The organism is Bradyrhizobium sp. CCBAU 11357, assembly GCF_028128865.1.
In the GTDB taxonomy this organism is placed as follows: Bacteria; Pseudomonadota; Alphaproteobacteria; order Rhizobiales; family Xanthobacteraceae; genus Bradyrhizobium.
The window spans coordinates 155,518-177,814 of sequence record NZ_LBJW01000098.1 but is presented as its reverse complement, the minus strand read 5'-3'; the positions used below and the strand labels follow the sequence as shown (position 1 = coordinate 177,814).

At 61.7% G+C, this 22,297-nt stretch carries 21 protein-coding genes and 2 pseudogenes; 10 read left to right on the top strand and 13 right to left on the bottom strand.

From position 1 onward, the window contains the following. The 3 genes from XI05_RS17015 to XI05_RS17005 all read right to left on the bottom strand — a co-directional run. Positions 1 to 395: DUF4082 domain-containing protein (locus XI05_RS17015; RefSeq protein ID WP_271503631.1), on the bottom strand; the 395-nt coding region annotated here is incomplete at its 3' end. A gap of 417 nt (positions 396 to 812) precedes the next feature. Then, positions 813 to 1,055, bottom strand: coding sequence for an acyl carrier protein (locus tag XI05_RS17010; protein WP_172789646.1), 243 nt, complete (start codon positions 1,053 to 1,055; stop codon positions 813 to 815). Then, positions 1,042 to 2,916: an HAD-IIIC family phosphatase gene (locus XI05_RS17005; RefSeq protein WP_271503628.1), complete on the bottom strand. Its 1,875-nt coding sequence runs from the start codon at positions 2,914 to 2,916 to the stop codon at positions 1,042 to 1,044. The genes XI05_RS17010 and XI05_RS17005 overlap by 14 nt, the downstream gene beginning before the upstream one ends. 133 nt (positions 2,917 to 3,049) lie before the next feature. On the opposite strand from XI05_RS17005, the gene XI05_RS17000 reads away from it, so the two are divergent. Both XI05_RS17000 and XI05_RS16995 read left to right on the top strand, forming a co-directional pair. After that, positions 3,050 to 3,673, top strand: coding sequence for a GNAT family N-acetyltransferase (locus tag XI05_RS17000; protein ID WP_271503625.1), 624 nt, complete (start codon positions 3,050 to 3,052; stop codon positions 3,671 to 3,673). A gap of 75 nt (positions 3,674 to 3,748) precedes the next feature. After that, positions 3,749 to 4,147: a VOC family protein gene (locus tag XI05_RS16995; protein ID WP_271503622.1), complete on the top strand. Its 399-nt coding sequence runs from the start codon at positions 3,749 to 3,751 to the stop codon at positions 4,145 to 4,147. On the opposite strand, the gene XI05_RS16990 is transcribed toward XI05_RS16995, so the two are convergent. Next, positions 4,144 to 5,226 carry a hypothetical protein gene (locus XI05_RS16990; RefSeq protein ID WP_271503619.1) on the bottom strand — a complete coding sequence of 361 codons (1,083 nt, stop codon included), beginning with the start codon at positions 5,224 to 5,226 and terminating at the stop codon, positions 4,144 to 4,146. The genes XI05_RS16995 and XI05_RS16990 overlap by 4 nt on opposite strands. 362 nt (positions 5,227 to 5,588) lie before the next feature. Here XI05_RS16990 and XI05_RS16985 point away from each other — a divergent pair, with 362 nt between their 5' ends. Beyond that, complete coding sequence (locus tag XI05_RS16985; RefSeq protein WP_271503617.1) at positions 5,589 to 5,810, top strand: hypothetical protein; 222 nt, start codon at positions 5,589 to 5,591, stop codon at positions 5,808 to 5,810. 55 nt (positions 5,811 to 5,865) lie between these two features. On the opposite strand, the gene XI05_RS16980 is transcribed toward XI05_RS16985, so the two are convergent. Continuing rightward, a complete protein-coding gene (locus XI05_RS16980; protein WP_172789651.1) occupies positions 5,866 to 6,210 on the bottom strand; it encodes an H-NS histone family protein in 345 nt (114 codons plus the stop codon). 922 nt (positions 6,211 to 7,132) lie between these two features. Here XI05_RS16980 and XI05_RS16975 point away from each other — a divergent pair. Together XI05_RS16975 and XI05_RS39795 are read left to right on the top strand one after the other, a co-directional pair. Beyond that, on the top strand, positions 7,133 to 7,822 hold the full coding sequence (locus tag XI05_RS16975) for a LuxR C-terminal-related transcriptional regulator (RefSeq protein WP_271503614.1): 690 nt from the start codon (positions 7,133 to 7,135) through the stop codon (positions 7,820 to 7,822). 551 nt (positions 7,823 to 8,373) lie between these two features. Then, positions 8,374 to 8,670: pseudogene (locus XI05_RS39795) on the top strand (hypothetical protein); the annotation flags it as partial. A gap of 869 nt (positions 8,671 to 9,539) precedes the next feature. On the opposite strand, the gene XI05_RS16965 reads toward XI05_RS39795, so the two are convergent. Further along, the gene (locus XI05_RS16965) at positions 9,540 to 10,331 is read right to left on the bottom strand and encodes a Crp/Fnr family transcriptional regulator (RefSeq protein WP_172789655.1); all 792 of its coding nucleotides are present in this window, start codon (positions 10,329 to 10,331) and stop codon (positions 9,540 to 9,542) included. Positions 10,332 to 10,902: 571 nt separating this feature from the next. Between XI05_RS16965 and XI05_RS39790 the strand changes: the two are divergent. Beyond that, positions 10,903 to 11,595, top strand: a pseudogene (locus XI05_RS39790) (LuxR C-terminal-related transcriptional regulator); the annotation flags it as partial. 804 nt (positions 11,596 to 12,399) lie between these two features. Here XI05_RS39790 and XI05_RS16960 read toward each other — a convergent pair. From XI05_RS16960 to XI05_RS16950, 3 genes are all read right to left on the bottom strand, one after another. After that, complete coding sequence (locus XI05_RS16960; RefSeq protein WP_271503609.1) at positions 12,400 to 12,867, bottom strand: hypothetical protein; 468 nt, start codon at positions 12,865 to 12,867, stop codon at positions 12,400 to 12,402. A 444-nt stretch (positions 12,868 to 13,311) separates the two neighbouring features. Continuing rightward, positions 13,312 to 13,926 carry a hypothetical protein gene (locus XI05_RS16955; RefSeq protein WP_271503607.1) on the bottom strand — a complete coding sequence of 205 codons (615 nt, stop codon included), beginning with the start codon at positions 13,924 to 13,926 and terminating at the stop codon, positions 13,312 to 13,314. After that, on the bottom strand, positions 13,851 to 14,264 hold the full coding sequence (locus XI05_RS16950; RefSeq protein WP_271503605.1) for a hypothetical protein: 414 nt from the start codon (positions 14,262 to 14,264) through the stop codon (positions 13,851 to 13,853). Before XI05_RS16950 ends, XI05_RS16955 begins: the two co-directional genes overlap by 76 nt. Positions 14,265 to 14,296: 32 nt before the next feature. Between XI05_RS16950 and XI05_RS16945 the strand changes: the two genes are divergently transcribed. Further along, a complete protein-coding gene (locus XI05_RS16945) occupies positions 14,297 to 15,235 on the top strand; it encodes a hypothetical protein (protein WP_271503602.1) in 939 nt (312 codons plus the stop codon). Positions 15,236 to 15,355: 120 nt separating this feature from the next. On the opposite strand, the gene XI05_RS16940 is transcribed toward XI05_RS16945, so the two are convergent. Together XI05_RS16940 and XI05_RS16935 are read right to left on the bottom strand one after the other, a co-directional pair. Next, positions 15,356 to 15,958: a hypothetical protein gene (locus XI05_RS16940; RefSeq protein ID WP_271503600.1), complete on the bottom strand. Its 603-nt coding sequence runs from the start codon at positions 15,956 to 15,958 to the stop codon at positions 15,356 to 15,358. Continuing rightward, positions 15,955 to 16,881 (bottom strand): alpha/beta fold hydrolase, encoded by a 927-nt coding sequence (locus XI05_RS16935; protein WP_271503598.1) that lies wholly within the window; start codon positions 16,879 to 16,881, stop codon positions 15,955 to 15,957. The genes XI05_RS16940 and XI05_RS16935 overlap by 4 nt, the downstream gene beginning before the upstream one ends. Before the next feature lie 133 nt (positions 16,882 to 17,014). Between XI05_RS16935 and XI05_RS16930 the strand changes: the two genes are divergently transcribed. The 3 genes from XI05_RS16930 to dusA all read left to right on the top strand — a co-directional run bounded on the left by XI05_RS16930 (position 17,015) and on the right by dusA (position 21,500). Next, entirely contained in the window at positions 17,015 to 19,522 is a 2,508-nt protein-coding gene (locus XI05_RS16930) for an alpha/beta hydrolase (RefSeq protein WP_271503597.1), read from the top strand. Between the two features lie 9 nt (positions 19,523 to 19,531). Next, positions 19,532 to 20,395, top strand: coding sequence for an alpha/beta fold hydrolase (locus XI05_RS16925; RefSeq protein WP_271503595.1), 864 nt, complete (start codon positions 19,532 to 19,534; stop codon positions 20,393 to 20,395). A gap of 148 nt (positions 20,396 to 20,543) precedes the next feature. Beyond that, entirely contained in the window at positions 20,544 to 21,500 is a 957-nt protein-coding gene (gene dusA / locus XI05_RS16920; RefSeq protein WP_442869277.1) for a tRNA dihydrouridine(20/20a) synthase DusA, read from the top strand. Between the two features lie 5 nt (positions 21,501 to 21,505). Here the strand turns inward: dusA and XI05_RS16915 are convergent, their stop codons facing one another. Both XI05_RS16915 and XI05_RS16910 read right to left on the bottom strand, forming a co-directional pair. Continuing rightward, on the bottom strand, positions 21,506 to 22,060 hold the full coding sequence (locus tag XI05_RS16915; RefSeq protein WP_271503588.1) for a TIGR02281 family clan AA aspartic protease: 555 nt from the start codon (positions 22,058 to 22,060) through the stop codon (positions 21,506 to 21,508). A 28-nt stretch (positions 22,061 to 22,088) separates the two neighbouring features. Beyond that, the gene (locus XI05_RS16910) at positions 22,089 to 22,292 is read right to left on the bottom strand and encodes a DUF1289 domain-containing protein (protein ID WP_172788048.1); all 204 of its coding nucleotides are present in this window, start codon (positions 22,290 to 22,292) and stop codon (positions 22,089 to 22,091) included. Between the last annotated feature and the right edge of the window lie 5 nt (positions 22,293 to 22,297).

Here is a 22,297-nt window from a genome sequence, read left to right as displayed (position 1 = left end):
TTCTTCGAGCCCGCAGCGTACACGACGTCGCGGAAGTAATTTGCATTCTGATAGACGTTGGTGGGGACGACGCCCGCGCTGTAGTCGAACACGCCGGCGCCGACGGGCGCGTTCAGGCCGCCATTGCTGATGCCCGACGCGAAGCCCTGGGTGGTGGAGACGTAGTAGCTGTTGATGTTGACCGAGACCACGTAGGTCGTGCCGGCCGCGATGGTGAGGGGCGTGGCCAGCGCCTGCTGCTGCCAGCCCGATGTGCTTTCGTTGGTGAACGTGACGGTCGCCAGCTGCTGGCCCGTGGCCGACCAGATGCGGCCGATATGGGTACCGGTCTCGTTCGCAGCCTTGTAGTACCGGATCGCCTCGATCACGCCGGAGGCATCAGCTGTGAAGCGCATCCCCAGCTCATAATCAGCCCCAGTCCCGTCGGTAGCATTGGTGTTAGCCGGCGTTTGGGTGGTGAACAAACTCGCCATTTTTGTTCTCCCGCGCAGTCGAATTCCCGAACTTGGTGATTTACAAACCAAACGGCAGACAGTGCATTTAAATCAAATTAATATTAAATTTGTCTCATTCTTTATTGCACTTGGGAAGCAGCCAGCGTGAGCACGGATGTCAATTTCTCTTGAAGGATGTGGTCGCTGTCGGCCTCTACTCAAGAAAAGCTGGTTGGCGGGCTTCCGCTCGCTCTCAGACGAGCGGTTGCCGGGGCGGCTTTGCGAAGCGGTGCGGAGTACGCCGACAGAGTGGGGTGCGAGACACCAAAAGCGTCGGTGCGCCACGTATTCCCGCGTTTTACCCTCGATGTCCACCTTTTATGGTTCCATCCGCTTCGCGATCAGGTCGGCGAGCTCACCCAGGTTCCGCGCCGCCTCGACCTCGCCAATGCGAAAGCGGACGCGAAACTTCTGCTCGACGGCGATCACGAGCGAGATCTGCATCAGCGAGTCCCACTCATCGACATCCGCCGCCGAGAGCTCGGGCGTGGCCGCGACCTTCTCGAGGAAGATGCCGTCGAATACCTCCTGCAACTTCGCCAATACTTCAGCCTGCATCATAAGCTCTCCGGGCCACATCTATCTTTGTCGAACGCAACTGATACTTCCTCACCTCCAGCTCGAACACTTTTCGGGCCGCCGAGTCTTCCGTACGCGCGAAACCAAAATCCTCGTAAATTTCCGCGACGATACCGTTCTTGGTTGTCGGAAGATAAATGCCGCGTACTGTCGTGCAATCAGCCACCTCTGCGAGCCGAAAAATCTCATTCATGATCTCGTCCTCGACCTGGCGCTTCAGCACGCGGCAGCTCATGAGCCAGGTATCGAGAACGAAGACGCCGCCCTCGATCTTTGCAATCACTACGGAGATGAGCCCGGAATCACCGAACCTATCCTCGAGCCGCATCGTGAAACACCGGTAGTCCAGCCTTCCTAGGAGTGCCTGGATCTCAGTCTCGGACCGACGGATCGTCGTCAGGTTGAACTGGTTGCTGCGCGCGATCAGCTGGGCGATGCGGGGAACGTCGAGCGAGTCGAACTCTTTGATCGTGCCTCGCATCTCAAGCGAGGCGAGGTAGGCAGGCATGTCGGTTACGCTCGCTGCGAGCTCCGTACGTCGCCGTTCTTGCCTGTACTGCGCCGTCCGTTCGAGATCCTCCTCGGTGACGGTCCGTGGCTCGAAATGACGTCCGGCCTGGATGCGAACGATGAATTCGGCGGGGTCCGGTCCGAGGAGAACGCCTTCGACTTGGGGCTGAAACTGGCGCACGATCTCGATCTCCGCCGGGTTGTCGTCGGCGAAGACGAAGCTGTCGAGGCCAAGGCGGAGTTCCTTCGCGATCCTCTGCAGGTTGTCGGACTTCGGGTCCCAATTGGCTTTGAAGGCCGCGAAGTGCTCCAGCCGGAGAACCATCTCGGGATGCTTCTCGAATACCTGGATTGCGCGTGCATGGTCGTTCTTGCTGCATACCGCAAGCAGGACGCCGCGTTGGGAAAGTCCAAGCAGGTATCTCTGGAAAGCCTTGAAAGCTTCACCGCGGGGGGACGAGTCGCCAAGTTCGATTCCCTCGATACCGTCTTCCGCGATCACGCCGCCCCATAGCGTGTGATCGAGGTCGATTGCCAGGACCTTCTTGGGGCCCTGCTTCCGGGAGGCGATCAGATGGCTTAGCTCTTGCGCAATGTCGACGAGAAAGTCAGGTGAGCCGAGCTGCTTCGATTCATACCACGCTCGCGCATCCGCCGCGGCTGAGATCCCCCGGCGCGCCGAGAGGAACTCGACGTCGCAGATCTGCACTTCAGCTGGGGCCCGAAGCCCGAGCTCGAGATTGACCGCCTTTCGGAAACTCCAGTCGGTGCCAAGCGTGCGTGAACGAAACGAGCCGAGATCGAGGTCGCCGGGCAGCGCAAGGTTGGCGAGGATCGCCGCCGCCCCGGAGCGCGCGGCGAAAGTCTGCGCGAGGCTGAGGAGGTGCTCGGCGGCGCGGACTGCGGCTTCGCGCTGACGTTCGACGGCATCGAGGAGCGAGCCGGAAAACCGGGAGTGGCTCGCGTTCGGCAGTATGAAGGCGAGATCCGGCCTGAAGGCGTACAGTGAGCTCGAGCCGTCAAGGATCTCCGAGACGAAATTATCGTACTCGCCGAGGAAACGTTCGCACTCGATCCCACGAATGGCCAGGAGATGTTCAACCAGTTCGTGCAACGGATAAAGGTTGTAGCCGCCTATCAGGGCGAGGCGGAGTCTTGGCTGGACGCTTTCGGGTGCATAAAGCTTCGCCTTTTTTCGAAGCGTCGATAGAAAGAACAGCTCGGAGAAGCTCGTCGCTTGCCGCGAGCGGGCGACAAGATGCCCCCAGAACGTGGCATCGCCCGACAACGCCCGGGACTTGAGTTCGGCATCATTGATGGGCCGGTCCGGCACGGGTACTGCAGCGAGAATGGCGAGCCTCCGTCAGGACAGCGACATCATTTGATTGTCCTCCACATTAAATGATGATAAGGTTCTGGTCAATTAAATGTATTTAAATTACAGATTATTAAGGTGCAATAAATAGATGGTGGCGCATATCAGACCGGAGCCGGTGAGCCCAAGCACGCTTTCCACCAAGGCTGAGAATCTCAAGCAGCTTCCCGGAGGAAATAACCTGCGTCTCCGAGAGGTCCGGCTGGAGGACTCCGCGCAAATCCTCGCTTGGCGGAATGATCCCGTTCTCGGCAAGTTCCTGACCCGCGAGAAGCTGACCTTGGCTCAGCAGGAAGAGTTTTTCCGGAACTATCAGGCGAGAGTGGACGATTACTATTTCATTGCCGAATTCAAGCGCTCGAAGAAGCCGGCTGGCAGCATCGCGCTTGCGAACCTGGATTTCGCGGCGGGACACGGCGAATGTGCGCGGTTGATCGTCGATCCTGGCGCGCGCCTCTTTTTGGCAGAGATGTTCGACCTTTTACTCGAATTCGCGTTCGAGCAGCTGGGGCTTTCGGCCGTCGTGGCCAACGTTCAAAGCAGGAATAAGGCCGCGAAGAACTTTCATATCCGCCTCGGCTTCCAGATTGAAAAGGTTGCGCCGAAAGCTTGGTGGAACGGCGACGACGTGATTACGTTTCGGATGTCGCGCGCAGACTATCCACGGCTAAAACAGGTCTGGTCGGCGCTGCTCCTCGATGCACGAGAAAGTTAACTGTCGGAGCAACCGGCCAGATTCCGTTCGACGCCGCCCGTCTCCTTAGGCTGGCAGGGAAGGGAGGAGCAGCGCATGGATTTGCGCTTTCATCACGTGGGAATGGCGTGTCGAGAGATCGCGGCGGAGCTGCCCGAGCTGGCAGTCGTTGGTTACAGTGCTGAAGGCCCCATGTTCGAGGACCCGATCCAGCAGGTTCGGATTCAATTTGTATCAGGCGGCGGTCCGCGCCTGGAGCTCATTGAGCCGGCCGGCGCACAATCGCCGGTGGCGGGTATCTTGAAGCGCGGCAGCAAATTCTATCATCTTGCTTACGAAGCGGCTCGCTTCGACGACGCGATCGCCAGCTTCAGGGCGCAGCAGTATCTTCCTGTATCGTCACCCGCGCCGGCGGTCGCGTTCGACATGCGCCGCATAGTGTTTCTTGCCTCCGCGACGCTCACGCTCGTTGAGCTCATCGAGGCGAGGACCTAGCGCGAATTTGCGATTGATCCGGATGCTGGGGTAACGATTTGCGCGAATCCGTCAGACGAGACAGCTCCGCTGCGCCGAACCCATTCAGCAGCGCGCAGGCCGCCGGCCTGCAGTCTCACGACCGGCTCGGGGCCAAGCTCCGACAGTAGAATGCCCATGTGCCCCAATCCCGGAGGCGTTGTTGGCCAAACGCCCAACCCGTTTGCTGACAATACGGTTCGATCCATGTCGCCCCAAAACTGCACGACAATGGCGCCAGCGGGCGCGCACGCAGCGAGGTGAGCTGCTTCCGGCGAACCGATGCGAGGCTCAGCCGTCGGTCTCAGCGCGACGATGATTGCGTCCCATTGGTCGCGATAGAGGGTCTGGACGTCCTCGAAGACGTCCACGCTCGCTCCGGAGCTCGCCAGACCGGAGCGAAGCGAGCCAATGAAGTCGTTGTCGCACAGCAGAGCAATGCGATTCTTGTAAACGGATAAACCGCTATCGTGCAGTTGCTTCACGCACAGCGGACCGAGAAACGAGAAGACATCGACTGACGGGTGACGTTCGTTCACGCCGACGATTGGAATTCCCCGCCGCAAGCATGCGTCCATGTCGAGGTCCTCGGAGCGAAATTCCCAGGCCTCGAACATCAAGGCGATGACGGCCTCCCTTGGCAGCTCATCAATAAGCGCGGCGGTAAGAGGCCGAAGGTGGCCGCTGTTGGTTATGATGTCCGTTTGACGGAGGATATCCGGGGTGATCCGCTCCAGGATGTCGATGCGATTGGCCACACCGACCGAATCTGCGAGCTTGAGGGTCTGTTCCCTGGCCTCAGCTGAGGTGCCGTGCCGCGTAGTTTTCGTAAAGGCATAGACGTGCCTGGCTCCGGCCATCGCCGCAAGAACGGCCGTCACGGCATACGCGCCGGTCGCAGCCTCGGTGAGAACCGTTAGTTCCGAAAGGTCTAAGAGAGTTTCGGTGAGGGCGCGGCCCATCAGGGCGCCCAGACGTGGCAATGAGAAGCCTGGTCGGAAGGTGGTGTCGAAGCGAGACCGCAATTGCCCGAATGCTACACCGGCCTCGGCTCCGATCATGAACTGCCCCTCGTTCTCGCCAGTTGGGAAGTGGTCGTTTGGGCGCATGTGCCGGGACTGCTCTAGCCTCGTTTTGTGCCGAAGCGGCGGCTAAAGAGGTGCCGTATCATTTAATGTATTTAAATTATAATAGCTCCAAGCGCGCTCTGTGCATATAAGGCGTTTGGTATAAGCTGCCTCCGGATCTCGCTTTTGCGCAGGAGCTCACCTCAACGCTCTGCGCGCGACGGGAGCGTCGGCACGCGATAGCTCTCAAGATGTCGTTTGCGGGCAGACAAATTAAAAGTCGTTTAACATATTTAACTTGCGACGCATCCAAATCAGCTTATTTTCCATCCTCGACCATCGCAGGGATAGCGCCGATGAACCCGCTCGATTCCAACAGTGAAGACCGTCGTGAGTTCTTGAGAAGCTGCGGAAAATTTGCCGCCGTCACTCCTCCCGTGATGACGCTGCTGCTTTCGACCTCTCTGACCTCGACCGCCATCGCTAGTTCTGGCGGAAAACTTGTGCAGGGCAACAATGGCAAGGGTAACCTTGGTAGCGACGGCACTCCTAACGGGAAAGAGGACGTTACTCGCTAAAGTGGCGCCTGCGGCCCCGGTCCCGCCACCGCCGTCCCGGTGACGGGTTGGAGGTTCAGCCGGCCCGGCGGCGCCTTTGTCCGGACGGGCGGTCGATCAAAAGGTCATTCAGCTTCTTGCCGGCTCGAAGCTGGGCTTTCAGCCATCGGGGTTGCTTACCGCGACCGGACCAAGTTTCGGACGGATTCTTGGGGTTCTGGTATTTCGGCAACACTGGAGGGTAGGGACGCCGAGGACGTTCCCCGTTCTGGGCCGAAGCGGCCGTCCCCTCAATCTTGCGAAGCCGCTCTTCGAGCTTGGCTTTTTCCGCGGTCATCCTGCGACTAAGAACAGCAGTGACCTCATCGTAGAGTCGCCACAGCTCAGCTGTGGTCATGGATGCCCAGTCATCGTTCTCCATGGAAGCCGTCCCCACTACCTCCGAACCGAAACAGGAGGGGGGATTATCAGGTCAAACCGGGGTCCGGCAAGCACGATCCACCCGTGCCGCTGCGCCAGCGTGCGACGTGGTGATCGGAGTTACCGGCTGGGCCCCTGCCTCCGAACCAGCGGTCGCTTTGCCCTCCGCCCCCGGACCCGTCGCCTCGGCGCAAGCAATCGCTGCTCGGCCTTCAACACGCGGCTACGTAAGTTCTGCAATTCAGTGAATTGAACGATGAGAGCCTGATGAGTTTGACGCAAAACTGCTGAAGAATACATGTGACCACCTTACTCATTGCCAACGATGCCCTCCATGACCGCTCGTTGAAGTTGCCGACGAATATGCAGCTCCAATTTGGGTGACCGGTTTTCATCGTTGCTACACACTGGCTGCGCAACGCAGCCATTTTCCTGCTTCATTGCCCGGCTTCGCCTTGATGAATAGTATTACTTTTCCTCCTTTCAGAAGCGCGGCTTTTGAACGGTCTCGCGTTCGTCGAAACTTCGTCGAATGTTAGATTTGAATCGTGAATAGCCCAATATATCGTTGGTAATAACGGTGCCAACGAAGTTAATTGAATGTTGACCATCATAACACCTTAGCTGATCGGTGCGCTGACGACATTCTCTGGGGGAATTTTCTGATTGAATCTATCAGGCGTTGTCGAAAGTGCGTCGCTTTCGTCGAGGAGCTTGCAGCCTTGAATTTTGAGCACCGCATTCTTACGGTGCTGCGCGCAACTGCCGGTCAAGTTACCGTGGCGCAGTCGTCGAATGTTGGGCTGTCCAGGATTTGAGGCGGTGTGACGCTTTGGCCGAGCGGACTGGTCATCTTCGCGTTTCGAAGAAATTGTTGGATTAAACGGCTGCACGGGGGGTTGTTAGCGATAGGCAGGGGAAGCATGCACCGCACCAGAATTGTCATCGCGGATCGACATCCGATCGTTTTGCAAGGGATCAGGAGCGTTCTTGCGACGCAGCGTGATTTTACGATCGTTGCGTCCTGCAGCGATGGTGCAAGCTGCAATGAGGCAATCCGATTCCTTGGGCCGGACGTCGCGCTTGTCGACGCTGCACTGCCCGATGTCAGCCGGCAGCAGATCCTCGCTCGTGCGAACGATTCAGGCCCAGGACCCGCGGTAGTTTTCTTCGCCGGTGTCGCGGCCGATTGTGAGTTGCAAAGGCTGGCCTTGGAGGGCGCCTGCATCGTCCTCTCGAAGGATTCGGATGCCGAAATGCTGGTCTCAACCCTGCGGAAAGCCGCCCAGGGCCAAGCCGCGGTCTCGCCGAGCGCCTGGCCAGCCAACGATGAGGCCCGCCCCGATGAGAAGCTCCTGACACAACTGACGGATCGGGAGCGGCAAATCATGCGGCTCGTGTCGGAGGGTCTGTCGAACAAGGAGATTGGACGTCGGTTGAACCTTGCCGACGGTACGATCAAGGTCCACCTTCATCATATCTTCCAAAAGCTGGACATCAGCAATCGCACGGTTCTCGCGGCATTGGCGATTTCGCGAAACGAGCTGCATGCCGCGTCACGTGAGATGGATCTCCCTGATCTGTTGCGTCAGGATCCGGCGAGCGTGAAATGATGAGGGTGTCTGGCTTCTTCCGGAGCGTGCGCGGGGGGTTATCGTGGCGCCAGATGCCCAGCCATGTCGCTGCAGGCCTCTTCGGCCTCGGCTAACGTTCGAAAGGGCGAGCCGCCAATCTTGATTGCGGCTTGGTTTTTGTGGAGCGGACGCCAACTCGCCAAATAGCCGGCGCGTCCATGAAAGCCGGGGCCTCTCGGGCTTCCGAAGCTGATCACGAACGAGAAGCCCTCGCTGGTCGCGCTCCAGATCTCCATGTCCCGGACGGACCGATGGAATTGCAGTGGCATCGTCATGATCCGTTGCAATCGAGCCCTGCGCTCGACTTCCGTTAAAAACAAATTAATCGCATTAAATGGCGAGCGCAACTCCGAAACGGCGCCTGACAGGCAGGAGCGAGCCAGGAAGTGCAAGAACGAGCACGGAAATTGCCGACGATCAGTCGATGGCGCACGTTAAGTAACGTCAGCGGCATAAAGAAAATTATCGGTTGAAAGTGCATTTAATATATAATACCGTAAATAAAATTTTAAACCAAGGGAGAGCGTGTTGTGACCCGGGACGGTAACGAAGATGACGACCGGCGGGCGTTTTTGAAAACCTGCGGAAGATTTGCGGCCGTGACACCCCCAGTGATGACCCTGCTTCTGTCCACTTCCCTGACATCAAGAGCCATTGCAAGGTCGGGGGGGCTGCATGGAGTGACGCGGAATGACGCGAGGCAGTCGTCGTTCTTTGACAACGACCGGTCGTCCGTATCAGGGCCGGGAAGCTCCAGCGGCGGGTCATCAGGGGGCGGCGGGGGAGCCCCTGCTGGATCATCTCGCGCCGGAGGGGCAGCCGGCGGTGGCGGATTCGGCGGTAGCGGCGGGTCTGGCGGTGGCAGAGGCAGTGCGAAAGGGCCTTTCGCAACCGGCGGCTCTGGAATTCCAAACGCAACTGGAGGGCTCGATTGCGCAGACGAAGAAAACGAGGAAAAGCGCAAGGCCGATTGCCCGGGAGCTAACACGAGGATTTCGAGTGCGACCGAGTCCGGCCGGTAGCAGTCTTCTCAGCCCATTCGTGAGCCTGCGGGCCACCGCATGGTTGGTAGGGCTGGACCCTTTCTCCCTGCCTAAATGCCCGGCCGAATGATCCCTTGTTGCGCCGCAGCAACGCGTTGGCGGATGCAGCATGCCAAATGTTTAGTGCTGTTAGTGCGATTGTGCCGCAATTGCACAGTTTTCCCGACTCGTCAGCGGGGGACTTCTCCTCAAGACGTCGATCAGGAGGCGTGTCATGAATAGCCGCGTTCGAGCGGAGGGACCTGCTGCTATGCTTCGCGAGCGTCTCGAGGCGCTGGTCGCACAGCTCGCGGAACTTGAGAGGCTCAGAGAGCGGGTAGGTCGAGAGGAAAGTCTTCAGCGCAAGCTGCGCAGGGCGGGCGGCGCCTATAACCGAGCTCGGACCGCGAATGGGCGTTCCAGCTTCGCACAGGCAAAGCTCATGCCCGTGCTGCTTAGTCGCGAGAAGTCGGGCTGTTGTGACGAGCATCCCGAGGCGAATGGATGACGGACTTCTCGTCAATCGTTCGCTTCGGCCGGGGAGCCCGGCCGCAAAGCTGCTAAAATCTTGAACTCGCTTCTACGCAGGATTGGGTGTTTGCAGCGGCCGAGCCTCACGCGGTTTTGCCGATTGGCGAGGGTGCATGCGGGTGGTTCGCGAAAACGAACCGGTTCTAAGAGCCTGTCCCGGCTATCCGGCTGCCAGGCGAACGGGAGGCGCTCCGCGCTGAAGGCCTATGAACGAGCCCGACCGTGCTCTGGGAGACTATTCGATCGATTCTGCGGCTCATGACCTTGTAGCATTCGCATGCCATGGCTTCGAGCCGCGGCCGATCGATTTCGAGCTGGCCACGTCGATTGGATCTTAGTGCTCTTGATGCCCGCATTGTGCTCACGACATGCGTGACGGTGGTGCGGCGGACGCCCAGCAATTCCGACAACGTTTCCTGGGTCAGCGGGAGCAGATCGCTGCCATTTGCCCGATCGTGAATGTGAAGCAGCCAGCGCGCCAGGCGGGATTCGACGGAATGTAATGCGTTGCAGGCCGCCACGTGCTGGAGTTGCGTCAGCAACGATCTCGTGAAGACCTGCACCATGGCTCCGACGGGGGCGCTGCAATGTTGCGCCGTGAGGAATTGCGCGGGCGATATTTGCAGCGCGGCCCCCGAGATGCGAACAACGGCCGTCACGGGCGAGTGGGATGCGCCAAGCGCTGTGGTCAGACCCACAGCCCCTTCATGGCCGACTATCGTCGTGGCGACCGTCTGCCCGTTCGGCAGCTCCATGATAGTGGCTATCGCGCCGCTCAGGGGGAAGAGAAGATGTTCGATCCGATCGCCTGATCGGACGAGCACCGAATCGCGCTCGATCACGATCTTCCGCAGATGAGGCGCAAGCAAAGCAAAATCCGCTGGCGGCAACGCTGCTAACAACCGATTACCAACCCTGGTCGCGTGGTCCATCATGGGATCGACCCCCGACGGATGCCCGGCGCGAGAACTCCTGCCGGCTCGTCGAACTGCTCTGCGCCGTGCAGCTCAACAGCAGTTAACTGGCAACCACAGATATGGTTCCCAGTTGAAGGCGGATGCCAATCGCACGGACGGCCTGCGCCCGCGACTCCAGCTTGCGTTAATGCAGACCTGTCGCGCACGCGCAATCAATGCTGTCGACTCGCCGACGGAGGCCGCGCGGCGGCTGAACAGCGTCCCAGCCAACGATCATTCTTCGAACAGCTGATAGGCCGCGAGTTGTGAAGCGCGCCATGTGCGGATCGCGAGCGCGCTCTGAAAGTCTCGTCTCAGGGTCGAACAATTTCTAAGGTGGTGTTCTGGCCCCGGGGACTAACAGTGTTGGAATGACGGCCGTGACGCGTTCGAGGTGCCCACTCGAAGCCAACCAACGGCGTGGCGTCGCTATACCGTTCGGCAAAATGAACACATTCGGCAAATGTGCACATTTCCCGCTCGAAACTAACGATTTTAGGTATGGTTAAACTAATTAAATCTCTTTCTTTATTCGATTAGTTGTATTTTAATGCCCTCACTCGGCCTCGGCTATATGCCGAAGGACATAGACGGCCGGGTCGAGGCAGGGTCCATGTTAGACACGTCTGCGAAAGAGCGGACATCCAAGCGCATCCGGCTTGTGATCGTAGACCGACAGCCGATCGTTCTGCAGGGGCTTAAGTCGGTACTCGGGGCACAGCCGGACTTCGACGTTGTCGCGTCGTGCAGCGACGGGACAAGCTGTATCCAAGCGATCCGGAATTTGACGCCCGACGTTGCACTTCTTGCCGACACCCTGCCAGATCTGACGGCATCGGAGATCCTCGCCATTGCGAAAGCTGAGCGTCTGCCCACGCGCCTGGTGTTCTTTACGGATTCCGACACGGACCACGATCTAACCTCGGCCATCGCTGCTGGCGCGTGTGATGCAATCGCGAAGTATGTCGCACCGGACGCTATGCTGCGATCACTGCGACTGATGACGAAGCGTAGCTTTTTGGAGCAGTCCGATCTCTCGCCAACCGCAGAGGAAACTGACAGCGGCAAAAACGAGAACCTGCTGGAGCTATTGACGCCGCGCGAACGTCAAATTGTACGACTTGTGTCAGAAGGAATGTCGAACAAGGAGATCGCGCACCAGCTAAACGTTTCCGATGGAACCGTTAAAGTACACCTGCACAACATATTTCAGAAGCTTGAAATAACCAACAGGACGGTGCTCGCCACCCTCGCATTGCTACAACGCCCGTCTGGGTTCGGCATGCTCTCGCTGGCTCTCCTGGCGGTCGCCATTGCGGACGAACTCAAGGCGTCGGAGGCGAACGACCTGCTTCCGCATGACGACAGCACCGGCTCCGCAGCGGAGCATGCCGAATATGAGCTCTGGAAGCGAGCTATTCTCCGTCACGTCATCGTCGCGGACTCTGACGAAAAGCCGTCGCTCACTCAGAGAGGTGTTTTTGTCGGGGCGAGCCAAATCTCGACCGCGGCATCGGCAATAGAAGCGCTTCGCACCGCCGAGCAATCCGCAGGCTCGAAATCGTGGAAGGACTACAGTTCTGTTGGATCAAGCACGCCCAGTTCGGCCACACCTTCCCTGCGAGGAATGAACGACGCGCAGATTGGCGGCGAGTCCACCGCGGAACATCTATTCTCGCGGCTTACATCCAATCCGACGTTGATTCACGGAGGGTATGGTACTTTCGCCACTCTCACCGGTGCGTTGATCTACGCACTCAGCGAGCCCCAATTGGCATTGCTGTCGCATGACCCGGCCAAAGCGCCGCTCGACAGCTTCGTGGACGTTACCGGATACAAGGCGGCCACCAAACTGGCTGCGATCAGCAATGCCGACGATAATCATGTAGACGATTCAGTCCCGGGTTTCCGTACGCACGATTCTCGCCTGTCTTCCGCGTTTGTGGCCGCTGAAAACGAAAGCGCCCCCGGAGAAGAAGGCACTCGGGGCCGCATGAGTGATGGTACCGTGGGGGAGACTCTCCAAAAACTTGCTGGCCTCGTGCACTTAGGTCACGATGCCGGGAGTGGCGGATATAGTCGCGATCAGCTGATGGGCGGCAACTTCGCTGAAAACGTCGTTCATCGCGAACCGACCGATTCCAATTTTACCTCTTCCGGCTCTGTCTTCAACTTCGCGTCTGGGCCGAGCAGGATCAATCTTGCGGCCTTCGGAGCCCTTGCCAGGCTTCATATGACAGCAGCAAGCAAGTCCATACCGCCACACACCATCGCTTGGATCTTCGACTCCGCAAGCAATGAAACGATCGTCTATGTGAATGCGACCGATCATGTTCTGAAGATCGGAGATCGCGACCTGTTGGAAATCCATCTGCAGGGGGGTGTATCCATCGCAGAATCGGATTTCGTCGGCCAGCCGACGGCCGCGGCCGCCGCTCTCACCTTGGAGCAGCTCGAAGAAGCGCTGACATCGGTGACTGCAACCGAAACTGTTCTGAGTACGGACAGTGTCCATACAGTTATCGGTACGAGGGAGAGCGCATTCGGGACCGCTGGAGTCTGGGACATTCTGGCTGATGTCGACTCGAGGACCGAATTCGCGCCGGCCCGCACAACGGAAGAGAGAGTCGATCGGGCCGACGGGTCGGATCGAACATCACCGATCGTGCTTGCTCATGCTGCGGCGGTCACGGCAGTTGATAGTCTTACATTGAAGAGTCAGCGGATCGATGCAGATACCGGTCCTAGCATAGCCGGTAGCGCGGGCGGCAGTAACTCACAGCATGTTCTGGAGCCATGGCCTGCAAAGGAAACGGGGGCGGAGCAGATAGAAGCTGGCTTCATACCTGGGAGTGATGTCGGTGATGAGAACGCGCATCAATCCCCGGCGTCGGACCCTTCTGGAAGGTCACCGAAGACGGCAGAAACGGACCGCGTGGAACATGGCAATTCGGTGCATTCAAACTCTACAAACGCACCACAAGCAGCCGAGTTTGGTGAATCGAGCCCCGCGACAGCGCATAGGGACGACCGCGAAGGGGCGCAGCACGCTCCCGAGCAAATGTCTGCAAGGGCGGGCGCCAGAGACGTGGCTGACCCCCCCCCCCCCCCCCCCCCCCCCCCCCCCCCCCCCCCCCCCCCCCCCCCCCCCCCCCCCCCCCCCCCCCCCCCCCCCCCCCCCCCCCCCCCCCCCCCCCCCCCCCCCCCCCCCCCCCCCCCCCCCCCCCCCCCCCCCCCCCCCCCCCCCCCCCCCCCCCCCCCCCCCCCCCCCCCCCCCCCCCCCCCCCCCCCCCCCCCCCCCCCCCCCCCCCCCCCCCCCCCCCCCCCCCCCCCCCCCCCCCCCCCCCCCCCCCCCCCCCCCCCCCCCCCCCCCCCCCCCCCCCCCCCCCCCCCCCCCCCCCCCCCCCCCCCCCCCCCCCCCCCCCCCCCCCCCCCCCCCCCCCCCCCCCCCCCCCCCCCCCCCCCCCCCCCCCCCCCCCCCCGGCTTCGGACGATTCGTCAGGGCCAGCGAAAACGGCCGAACCAGGCGGCCTGGGCCACAGCAACCCGCACGCGCCGGAGCGAGGGGAGGCAAAGGCAGCCACGGAGACGGCCGAAGGCCCCCCCCCCCCCCCCCCCCCCCCCCCCCCCCCCCCCCCCCCCCCCCCCCCCCCCCCCCCCCCCCCCCCCCCCCCCCCCCCCCCCCCCCCCCCCCCCCCCCCCCCCCCCCCCCCCCCCCCCCCCCCCCCCCCCCCCCCCCCCCCCCCCCCCCCCCCCCCCCCCCCCCCCCCCCCCCCCCCCCCCCCCCCCCCCCCCCCCCCCCCCCCCCCCCCCCCCCCCCCCCCCCCCCCCCCCCCCCCCCGCCAGCGAAAACGGCCGAACCAGGCGGCCTGGGCCACAGCAACTCGCACGCGCCGGAGCGAGGGGAGGCAAAGGCAGTCACGGAGACGGCGGAGGTGAAGTCCATGCCGGGCCATCGCGCCGGCAATGACAACGCGCATGATTCACCAGCTTCGGACGATTCGTCAGCGCCAGCGAAAACGGCCGAACCAGGCGGCCTGGACCTCAGCAACCCGCACGCATCGGAGCGAAGGTCGGCAACGGCGGCTACGGAAACGGCCGAAGCCATGGCCATACCGGGCAAGGGCGTTGGCAATGACAATGAGCATCATTCCTGGACTCCGGCGGATACGCCTGGGTCAGCGAAAATGGCAGAGCCCGGCGGCGTGGAGCACAGCAACGAATGGGGGCACTCGGCCTCTGCCCACGGGCCGAAAGATGACGAAAGTGCTGCAGCGGCCGGTAGCGCGGACCGAGGCAGCACGCAAAATGTCGCGGGGCCGGAGCCTGCAAAGGCGGCGGCAACCGCCGAGTTACCTGAAACTCTCTTCATATCCGAGAAGGGTGTCGGCGATGGCGACAATCATCGTGCATCGAACGCAAGCATGTCGGCAACAGCGGCCACGGCTGACCTGCAGCACAGCAATTCGGGATACAATTTACCCTCGACCACTCCAAACGCATCAGCAGCAACCGAGATTGCCGAATCGAGCGCCACAAGGGGCGATGGCGCAGGGAACGGAAATTCGCAGCACGCTACGCAACCTGCTGCAATCGCATTAGCGGCCGCACAGCCGGCTAACGCTGCGTTCGAGACCGGCGGCGCCGATCAAGAACGGGTGTTCCGATTCGATAGCGACGCAACTCCTTTCACTCTCATCGTCAGAGTTGAACCTAGAGAGGTCCACATTCCACTCGATCCACACGCCCACCCCGGTCAGGTGGCCGCCCCCGATATCCTCGTCAAAATCCTCCCCAATGCACTGGACGAACATGCGGCCAACCACGGCAATAACGGTCCGCATCACGCCAGTGTGCCTGCGCATCATGACCTGCTGATTTGAAGTGTTGCATTGTCGTCGACTGAAAACGAGCAGGACGCAGGGCGTCGGCCGAGATGGGCTGAAGGGCGGTAACGTGTGGATGTTGGCGGGGGGCCCTCGATCTGGGTCAAGGCTTCCGGATCATTCCGCTCCGGCTGCGTCGATGCCGATGCTTTCGAGTGTCTCGCGCCAGAGCTTGCGAACGCCGACATGGCGCTGCTCGAGGGCCGCGCTCACCGCATCTCGGTACGGTGCGAGGTCGGAGCCCTTCAGGAACAGGATCTGCGCTTGCAGCAGCCGGCCGCTCTCGAACTCGATGCGGCGCAACGCCATGACGAAAGGATCCTGCGGATTGGCTTCGACCGGGACCAGCGCCGCCGGCCGGATAGCGGCGTGCACGGCATGGGCGAGCGTTGCGAGGTGAACCGCCTGGGCGAGGGGAGGGTCCGTGATCTCTGCGATCGGCGCAGGAAGCCAAGCGGTCTCCCAGGTCATCAGCATGTATCCCAAAGCAATATCGGGGACCCAGGAGGTGGCGCGCATCAGCAGGGAGACGATCTCGGTCTCGCGATAGAACTGCGCGTTCAATTCGGTCTGCCAAGCCGCTTCAAGCCTCGCCGGCAACGCGAGGGCAAATTGCCGCGCGAGGGCACCATGCGCCGAGATCAGGAACGCCGCGACCCGCGTCTGCTGGCGCGGCGGAATGCGGCCGTCAGGATCGAGCGGGCCGAGGAAGTTGCTCATGGCATCGCTCTTCTGACCGGGATGGCACGCAGATGGTCGTAACCCTCGGGAAACGGTGTAAGCTCGCCGCCGGGCTCGTCCGACGCCACCCAGACGGTCTTGTTGCCTTGCCATCGCCCAGCCAGCACGTCATCGGCGAAGCGCGCCAGCAGGCCCGCAGTCAGCGCGCCCTTCTCCAGCGTGAACGCGTGATAGGCCTTGGGAATGATCACCAAAGAGCTGTTGGGAATCTCGACACGCAAGGTTTCGTGGAGACCCCGCGGCGTGAGAAAGTCGAACTCGCCGTTGAGAATCATGGTCGGAACGGCGATCGCCGACAGCCGCGGCGTGAGCGGCTGGAAGTCGAGGAAGGATTCCATCAGGTTCTGCAGCGCGTAGACGTCGTTGACCAGCCAACCTTGCCGCTTCACGCTATCGAGCTTGTCCAGCAGCGGCTTCAGCCATTGGTCCGAGAGGTTCATGGGCAACAGGAGGTCCTGGAGGTAACTTGTGCCGCCGAGGATCAGCGCGGTCCGCAGCGCATTGCCGAGTAGCAAGAGTTGTGGCGACAGCTCCGCAAAGCAGCTCATCGGCACGAGCCCGGCCAGTCGCTCGCCCTGTTCGATCGCATATCGCAGTGCAATCAGGCCGCCAAAGCTGATCCCGCTCAGAAAAACCGGACCGTCCCCCAGCTCGTCGATCAGGAGGCGCAAGGCGGCGACCTGGTCGTCCTGGCTGATGAAGAGTCGCGGCTTGTCGGAGGCGCCCTGGCCCAGCAGATCGAAAGTTGCAACGCGAAAGCCTCGCGCCGACAAGGCCTCGCGATAGGCGCCCCACAGTTCGGAATATTGCGTCAGCCCGTTCACGAGGACATAGGCCGGCGCGCCCACCGGCCCGTCGAGCTCATAGCGGATCCGATATGAGCCGTAGCTCAGGAAAGGCATCGCAGGGTACTTGCCGGTGTTTTTGATGCCCGCGATCTTCGATCCCTGCGAACGGATTCCATTGAGTTAGATCAAACCTCCTCTGGCCGCCCTGCCTAGCGTTTCAGAAAAATCTTCCAGGGAGGACTGCGTCATGGCCGGACAAGACGCGATGAAGCGCTGCTTCATGAGCGTGATCGTGCTGCTGCTCGGAACGGCGATTGCAACCGCGCAGCCTTTCACGCGCCGTTCGTCGCAGGTGCAGCATGATGGGCTGAAGAAGACCTATGAGATCGCCAACTTCCGTCTTGGCGGCAAGTACGACTTGTCCGACCCCTCCAAATGGGAGAACGGCGGCGAGGGCGGCGTCACGCTGGAATCGCTCGGGGCCGGCAAGCTGCGCACGGCCTACATCGCCGTCGGCAACGCAAGGCGCAACGCCGCCGGCGAGATCACCAATGCCATCGTGATCAACTCCTACTATTCCGGGGATTCGACCGACATGTACGAACAGTGGGTCAAGGGTGCGCCATTGTCGGGTGGTGTGCCCATCATCGGTCCGGGCCGGCCGATCGACACGGATCGCTATTATGTCATCATGGTCGATCCGCTCGGCACCTGGGGCGCGAGCAAGCCGTCCGACGGACTCGGCATCAAGTTTCCGCAATACAGCTACTACGACATGGTGCAGGCGAACTACCGCCTGCTGCGCGACGAGCTGAAGGTCGCGCGCGTCGCACTGGTGACCGGCGTCTCGATGGGCGGCACGCAGACTTACGTCTGGGGCGTGATGCATCCGGAATATGTCAGCGCCCTGATGCCGATCGGCGGCACGACGCAATCGGATGGCGACGATCCCGTCGGCAACTGGACCTTCCAGATGATGACGGCCGCGATCCAGGGCGATCCGGTCTGGCAGGCAACCAAAGGCGACTATTACAAGCTCCCGAAGGAAAAGCATCCGGTGCCTGGCGTGGCCTTCGGCTGGTCGATCCTCGGCATGACGGGTTATGACTTCGCCTTCCGTACGACCCAGAATTGGGCGGCGGTACAGCCTGAAATCTTCTATTGGGATCCGCCGAACGAGAAGGCCGGTCTCAACGTGATCAACCGTGCCAAGCTCTACGATGCCGTCGACCTCGTCTGGCGCAACAGGGTCGGCGAGACCCATAACGTCAATCCGTATCTCGGCCGCATTCAGGCCCGCACGCTGGTGATGCACATCACCAACGACCTCTGGCTGAACTTCAAACTGGCGCAGAAGGCTGTCGATCGCGTGCCCGGCGCTGATCTCATCGCGCAGGAGAGCCCGGTCGCGCATTATGGCGTGTTCCCGATCATCAACCAGCGCAAGAACGATCCGAAGTTCGTCGCTTTCATGGATGACGTGGCGGCCCTCGATCGCGCCCAGAAGTTCGTCGACAAGAACTACCGCGTGCCCGACGTCGCCCAGACCATCGATCCCAAGAAGTCGTTCTGGAAGGCCTATGTGACCTATCCCTATCCGGTCAAATTCGGCAGTGCCAAGGACAAGAGCGGCAATTCCTGGGAAATCGGCTACATGGACGAGTATGCCGGCACCGACAAGGATCCGAAGGTGCTCGTCGTCATCCACGGCAAGGGCGCGTTCGGCGGCCATTACGGCAACATCATGCAGTACGCGCTGCGCAGCGGCCTGCGCGTGATCGTGCCCGACCTGCCGCATTACGGCATGTCGGGCCCCGGCAATCTCGACAAGAACCCCGCTCGCACCATGCAGGACATGCGCGAGGTGATCTACGACCTCGTGGTCAACCAGCTCGGTGTCAAGAAGGCGTACTATCTCGGTCACTCGCTCGGCGGCCAGTTCGTCGTGGGCTACGCCCTGACCTGGCCGGATGCGGTGCAGGGCCTCGCCTTGGAAGCGCCGTCCGGCCTCGAGGAATATCCGCGCGAGATCACCATCGCCAAGGACAAGAAGGCGCCTCTCTTCGCCGACGGCCTCGGCCGCGACTTCGACAAGTGGAAGCAGGTCTGGGACCAGACCGGTATTCTCGCTGCGGAAAAAGCGCGCAGCGAACAGAACATCCGCGACTTCTTCTATTTCAAGAAGCGTGATCCCGACACCGGCGTGGTGTCGGCTGCGAAGAGCGGTTACTTCTTCAGCGACAGCGAATATGCCCGCTTCCATACCGAGCAGCGTGTCGGGCTGACCAAGGGCAACCCGAAGGAGCTCGATCAGTGGTGCAACGTCTTCATCTTCGACATCTACACGATCGGTGCCGAGCTGCAGCAGGATGACCCGAAGAACCTCTATGAGCGGGTCACCCAGATCAAAGCGCCGATCTTCCTGGCGTTCGGCGACAAGGAGCCGTTCATTCCGACGCCAGCGTTCAACGGGCTGACGGACCTCGGCCGCGACGTCATCACGCCGTTCATGACTCGTATGACCAATGCCGGCAACCGGCCGATGCTCAAGGTCTATCCGGAGACCGGACACTTCATCCACACCGACAATCCAGTGGAATACGCTGCCGATGTCGTGGATTTCGTGACCAAGGGGGCGATCGACACATCATCGCCGCTCGGTACCGATCGCATGATCAAGGGCGCCGTCGTCTCGGCCCTGCCAGTGGCGCCGACTCCGCCCGGAGCGGCGCCGACGGCGGGCCTCAACAAGTAGGGCCCGGCAATGCCGAGGGTGCAGGCGGGCGAAGTCCAGCTCGGCTGGCGGGAGTGGGGAAGAGGCGACGTCACCGTCGTCTTCATCCACGGAAATCTCGCCAGCAAGGACTGGATCGAGCTCGCCGCGCCGTTGTTCCCGACCGGTCTGCGTGTGGTTGCAATCGATTGGCGCGGCTGCGGCGATAGTGACCGACCGAAGCCGGCGGCCGACTATTCCAACTACTCCATGCTGCAGCACGCCGAGGACATGCTGGCAGCGCTCGATGCGCTCGAGATCGGCTATTGCCATCTCGCGACACATTCCACCGGCGGGATCATCGCGGCCAGGATGCTGCTCAAGCAGCCGCAGCGCTTCGGCCGTGTGTTCGCGCTCGATCCGGTGACGCCGCTCGGCATGGCCTTCAATGCCGACCAGATCGGATTATTCAGGGCCATGATGTCGAGCAAGGAGCTGACGCGGTCTGTGATGGCCACAGCCGCTTCTTCGCTGTTCGTCCCGGAGAGCATGGGGCCGAACATGATCCCGCGCTTTCGCGAGGGGCTAGGAGAGATCCAGGCGCTGTTCGACCGGATCATCGAACAGACCTTCGGCGTATCGGAGGGGATCTGGATAGGCACGCCGGTGAACCTGACGCGGGAGAAGGAGAGCCGTGAGTTGGAGCGCCGTATGCCCGAGATCCGGCACCCGCATCTCGTGCTGTGGGGCGAGTGCGATGGCTGGATTGCACCTGCTGACCTTCGCACCATGGCCGAAGCGATGCCGGTTTGCCGGCTGGTGATCGTGCCCGGCATCGGGCATTCGATGAATCTCGAACGCCCGGCGCTTTATGCCGGCTATTTCGGGGCGTGGTTCGGAGGACTTGCCGCGTAGCAGCCGCGCCGGAAAGGCAGTGGGATCGAGCGATCTTGAGGATGATGTTAGAAAGCGCTAGGAGGTGCAGGTAACATGCTCAAGTCGCACCTTCTTCGTCGCAGGTAAATCTTTGAGATTTCGATATAATCGCTTCTCCGTCGCTCCCATGATGGATTGGACTGACCGGCACTGCCGGGTGTTCCACCGTCACCTGACGCGGCGGGGATTGCTCTACACGGAGATGCTGACGACCGGCGCGATCATTCATGGCGACCGGGAACGGCTGCTTGGGTTTGACGCGGTCGAGCACCCCGTGGCGCTTCAGCTTGGCGGGTCGGATCCGCGCGAGCTCGCGCTGGCGGCACGTATCGGCGAGGACTTCGGTTATGACGAGATCAATCTCAATGTCGGCTGCCCGTCCGATCGTGTGAAGGACGGCCGTTTCGGCGCCTGCCTCATGGCTGAGCCGGAGCTGGTGGCGAGGTGCGTTGATGCCATGAAGCGCGTGGTCGCCGTTCCCGTCACGGTGAAGTGCCGCATCGGCATCGACGATCAGGATCCGGAGGTCGCGCTCGATACGCTCGCGCGTGCGGTGGTCGCCGCAGGCTGCGATGCGCTGATGGTGCACGCCCGCAAGGCCTGGCTCAACGGCCTGTCGCCGAAGGAGAACCGCGATATTCCGCCGCTCGACTATGATCGGGTCTACCGGCTCAAGCGCGCGATGCCCGATGTGCCCGTCATCATCAATGGCGGCGTCCGGAGCATCGACGAGGCAAAGGCGCATCTTGCCCATGTCGACGGCGTGATGCTCGGCCGCGCCGCCTATCAGGAGCCGTGGCGGCTGCTCGCGGTCGATGCCGAGATCTTCGGCGGGCCGGCGCCGCACGCGACCATGCAGGACGCGCTCGAGGCGATGATGCCCTACATAGAGGAGCAACTCGCGCACGGCACCCGGCTGCACGCCATCACGCGACATTTCGTCGGCGCCTTCCACGCGGTGCCCGGAGCGCGCGCCTTCCGCCGGCATCTAGCCGAGCAGGGTGTGAAGCCGGGTGCAGGTCTCGACGTGCTGCGCGAAGCGATCATGCGTGTCGGTGCCCGCGCGCCGGCTGAGGCGGCGTAAGTCAGCTAGTCGACCGCCGCACGCGCGCGACGGTGATTGCCCTGCAGCTCCGGATAGCCGGTCAGCATCAACGTGTCGGCGCGCACGCCCCAGCTTTCCAGGCGATCGAGGAAGCTCATGCCGAGCAGATTGGTCTTCATCTGGCCGCGCTGCACGACGAGGGCCGGCACCGACTTCTCGACCAGCTTGCCGACGGAGAGACGGTCGAGCGTGAGCCGGGCCGCCTTGGTGTGGCCGCCCGCGGTCTCGAGGTCGACGTCATATTCAAGCATCTCGAGCGGCAGCCCGATCGCCTTTGCGGTTTCCCATGTCAGCACCACCGACGTCGCTCCGGTATCGATCACCATCGGCGCAGTGACGCCGTTGATCTTCGCACGCAGCGTGAATTCGCCGCCCTGGCCGCGCGGGATCTGCACGGCTGGGGCCTGGGAGGCGGCTTGTGCGCGAAAAATGTGCGAGACCTTGTGGCCGGCGCGCGCGATCTGGTCGGGATCACCATAGGCGACGACGGCGCCCGCCGTGCCGGCGAGCATGATCAGGACGAGCAGGAAGCGGATCATCGCGCGCCTCCAGGGGCACGCAGGCGGATCAGATGTGTTTTGGAGATCCCGCGACCGGCACCAGTCCAGCTTCCGTCATGCGCTCCGGCAAGAGGGCCATGATCGCGAGCCGGTCTGCGCTTTCCATGGCGTGCCAGCGCGCGATCTCGGGCAAGGTGCGGCCGCAGCCGAAGCACAGCTTGGTCTTGGGATCCATCATGCAGACGGCGACGCACGGCGTTTCTTTGCTCATACGGA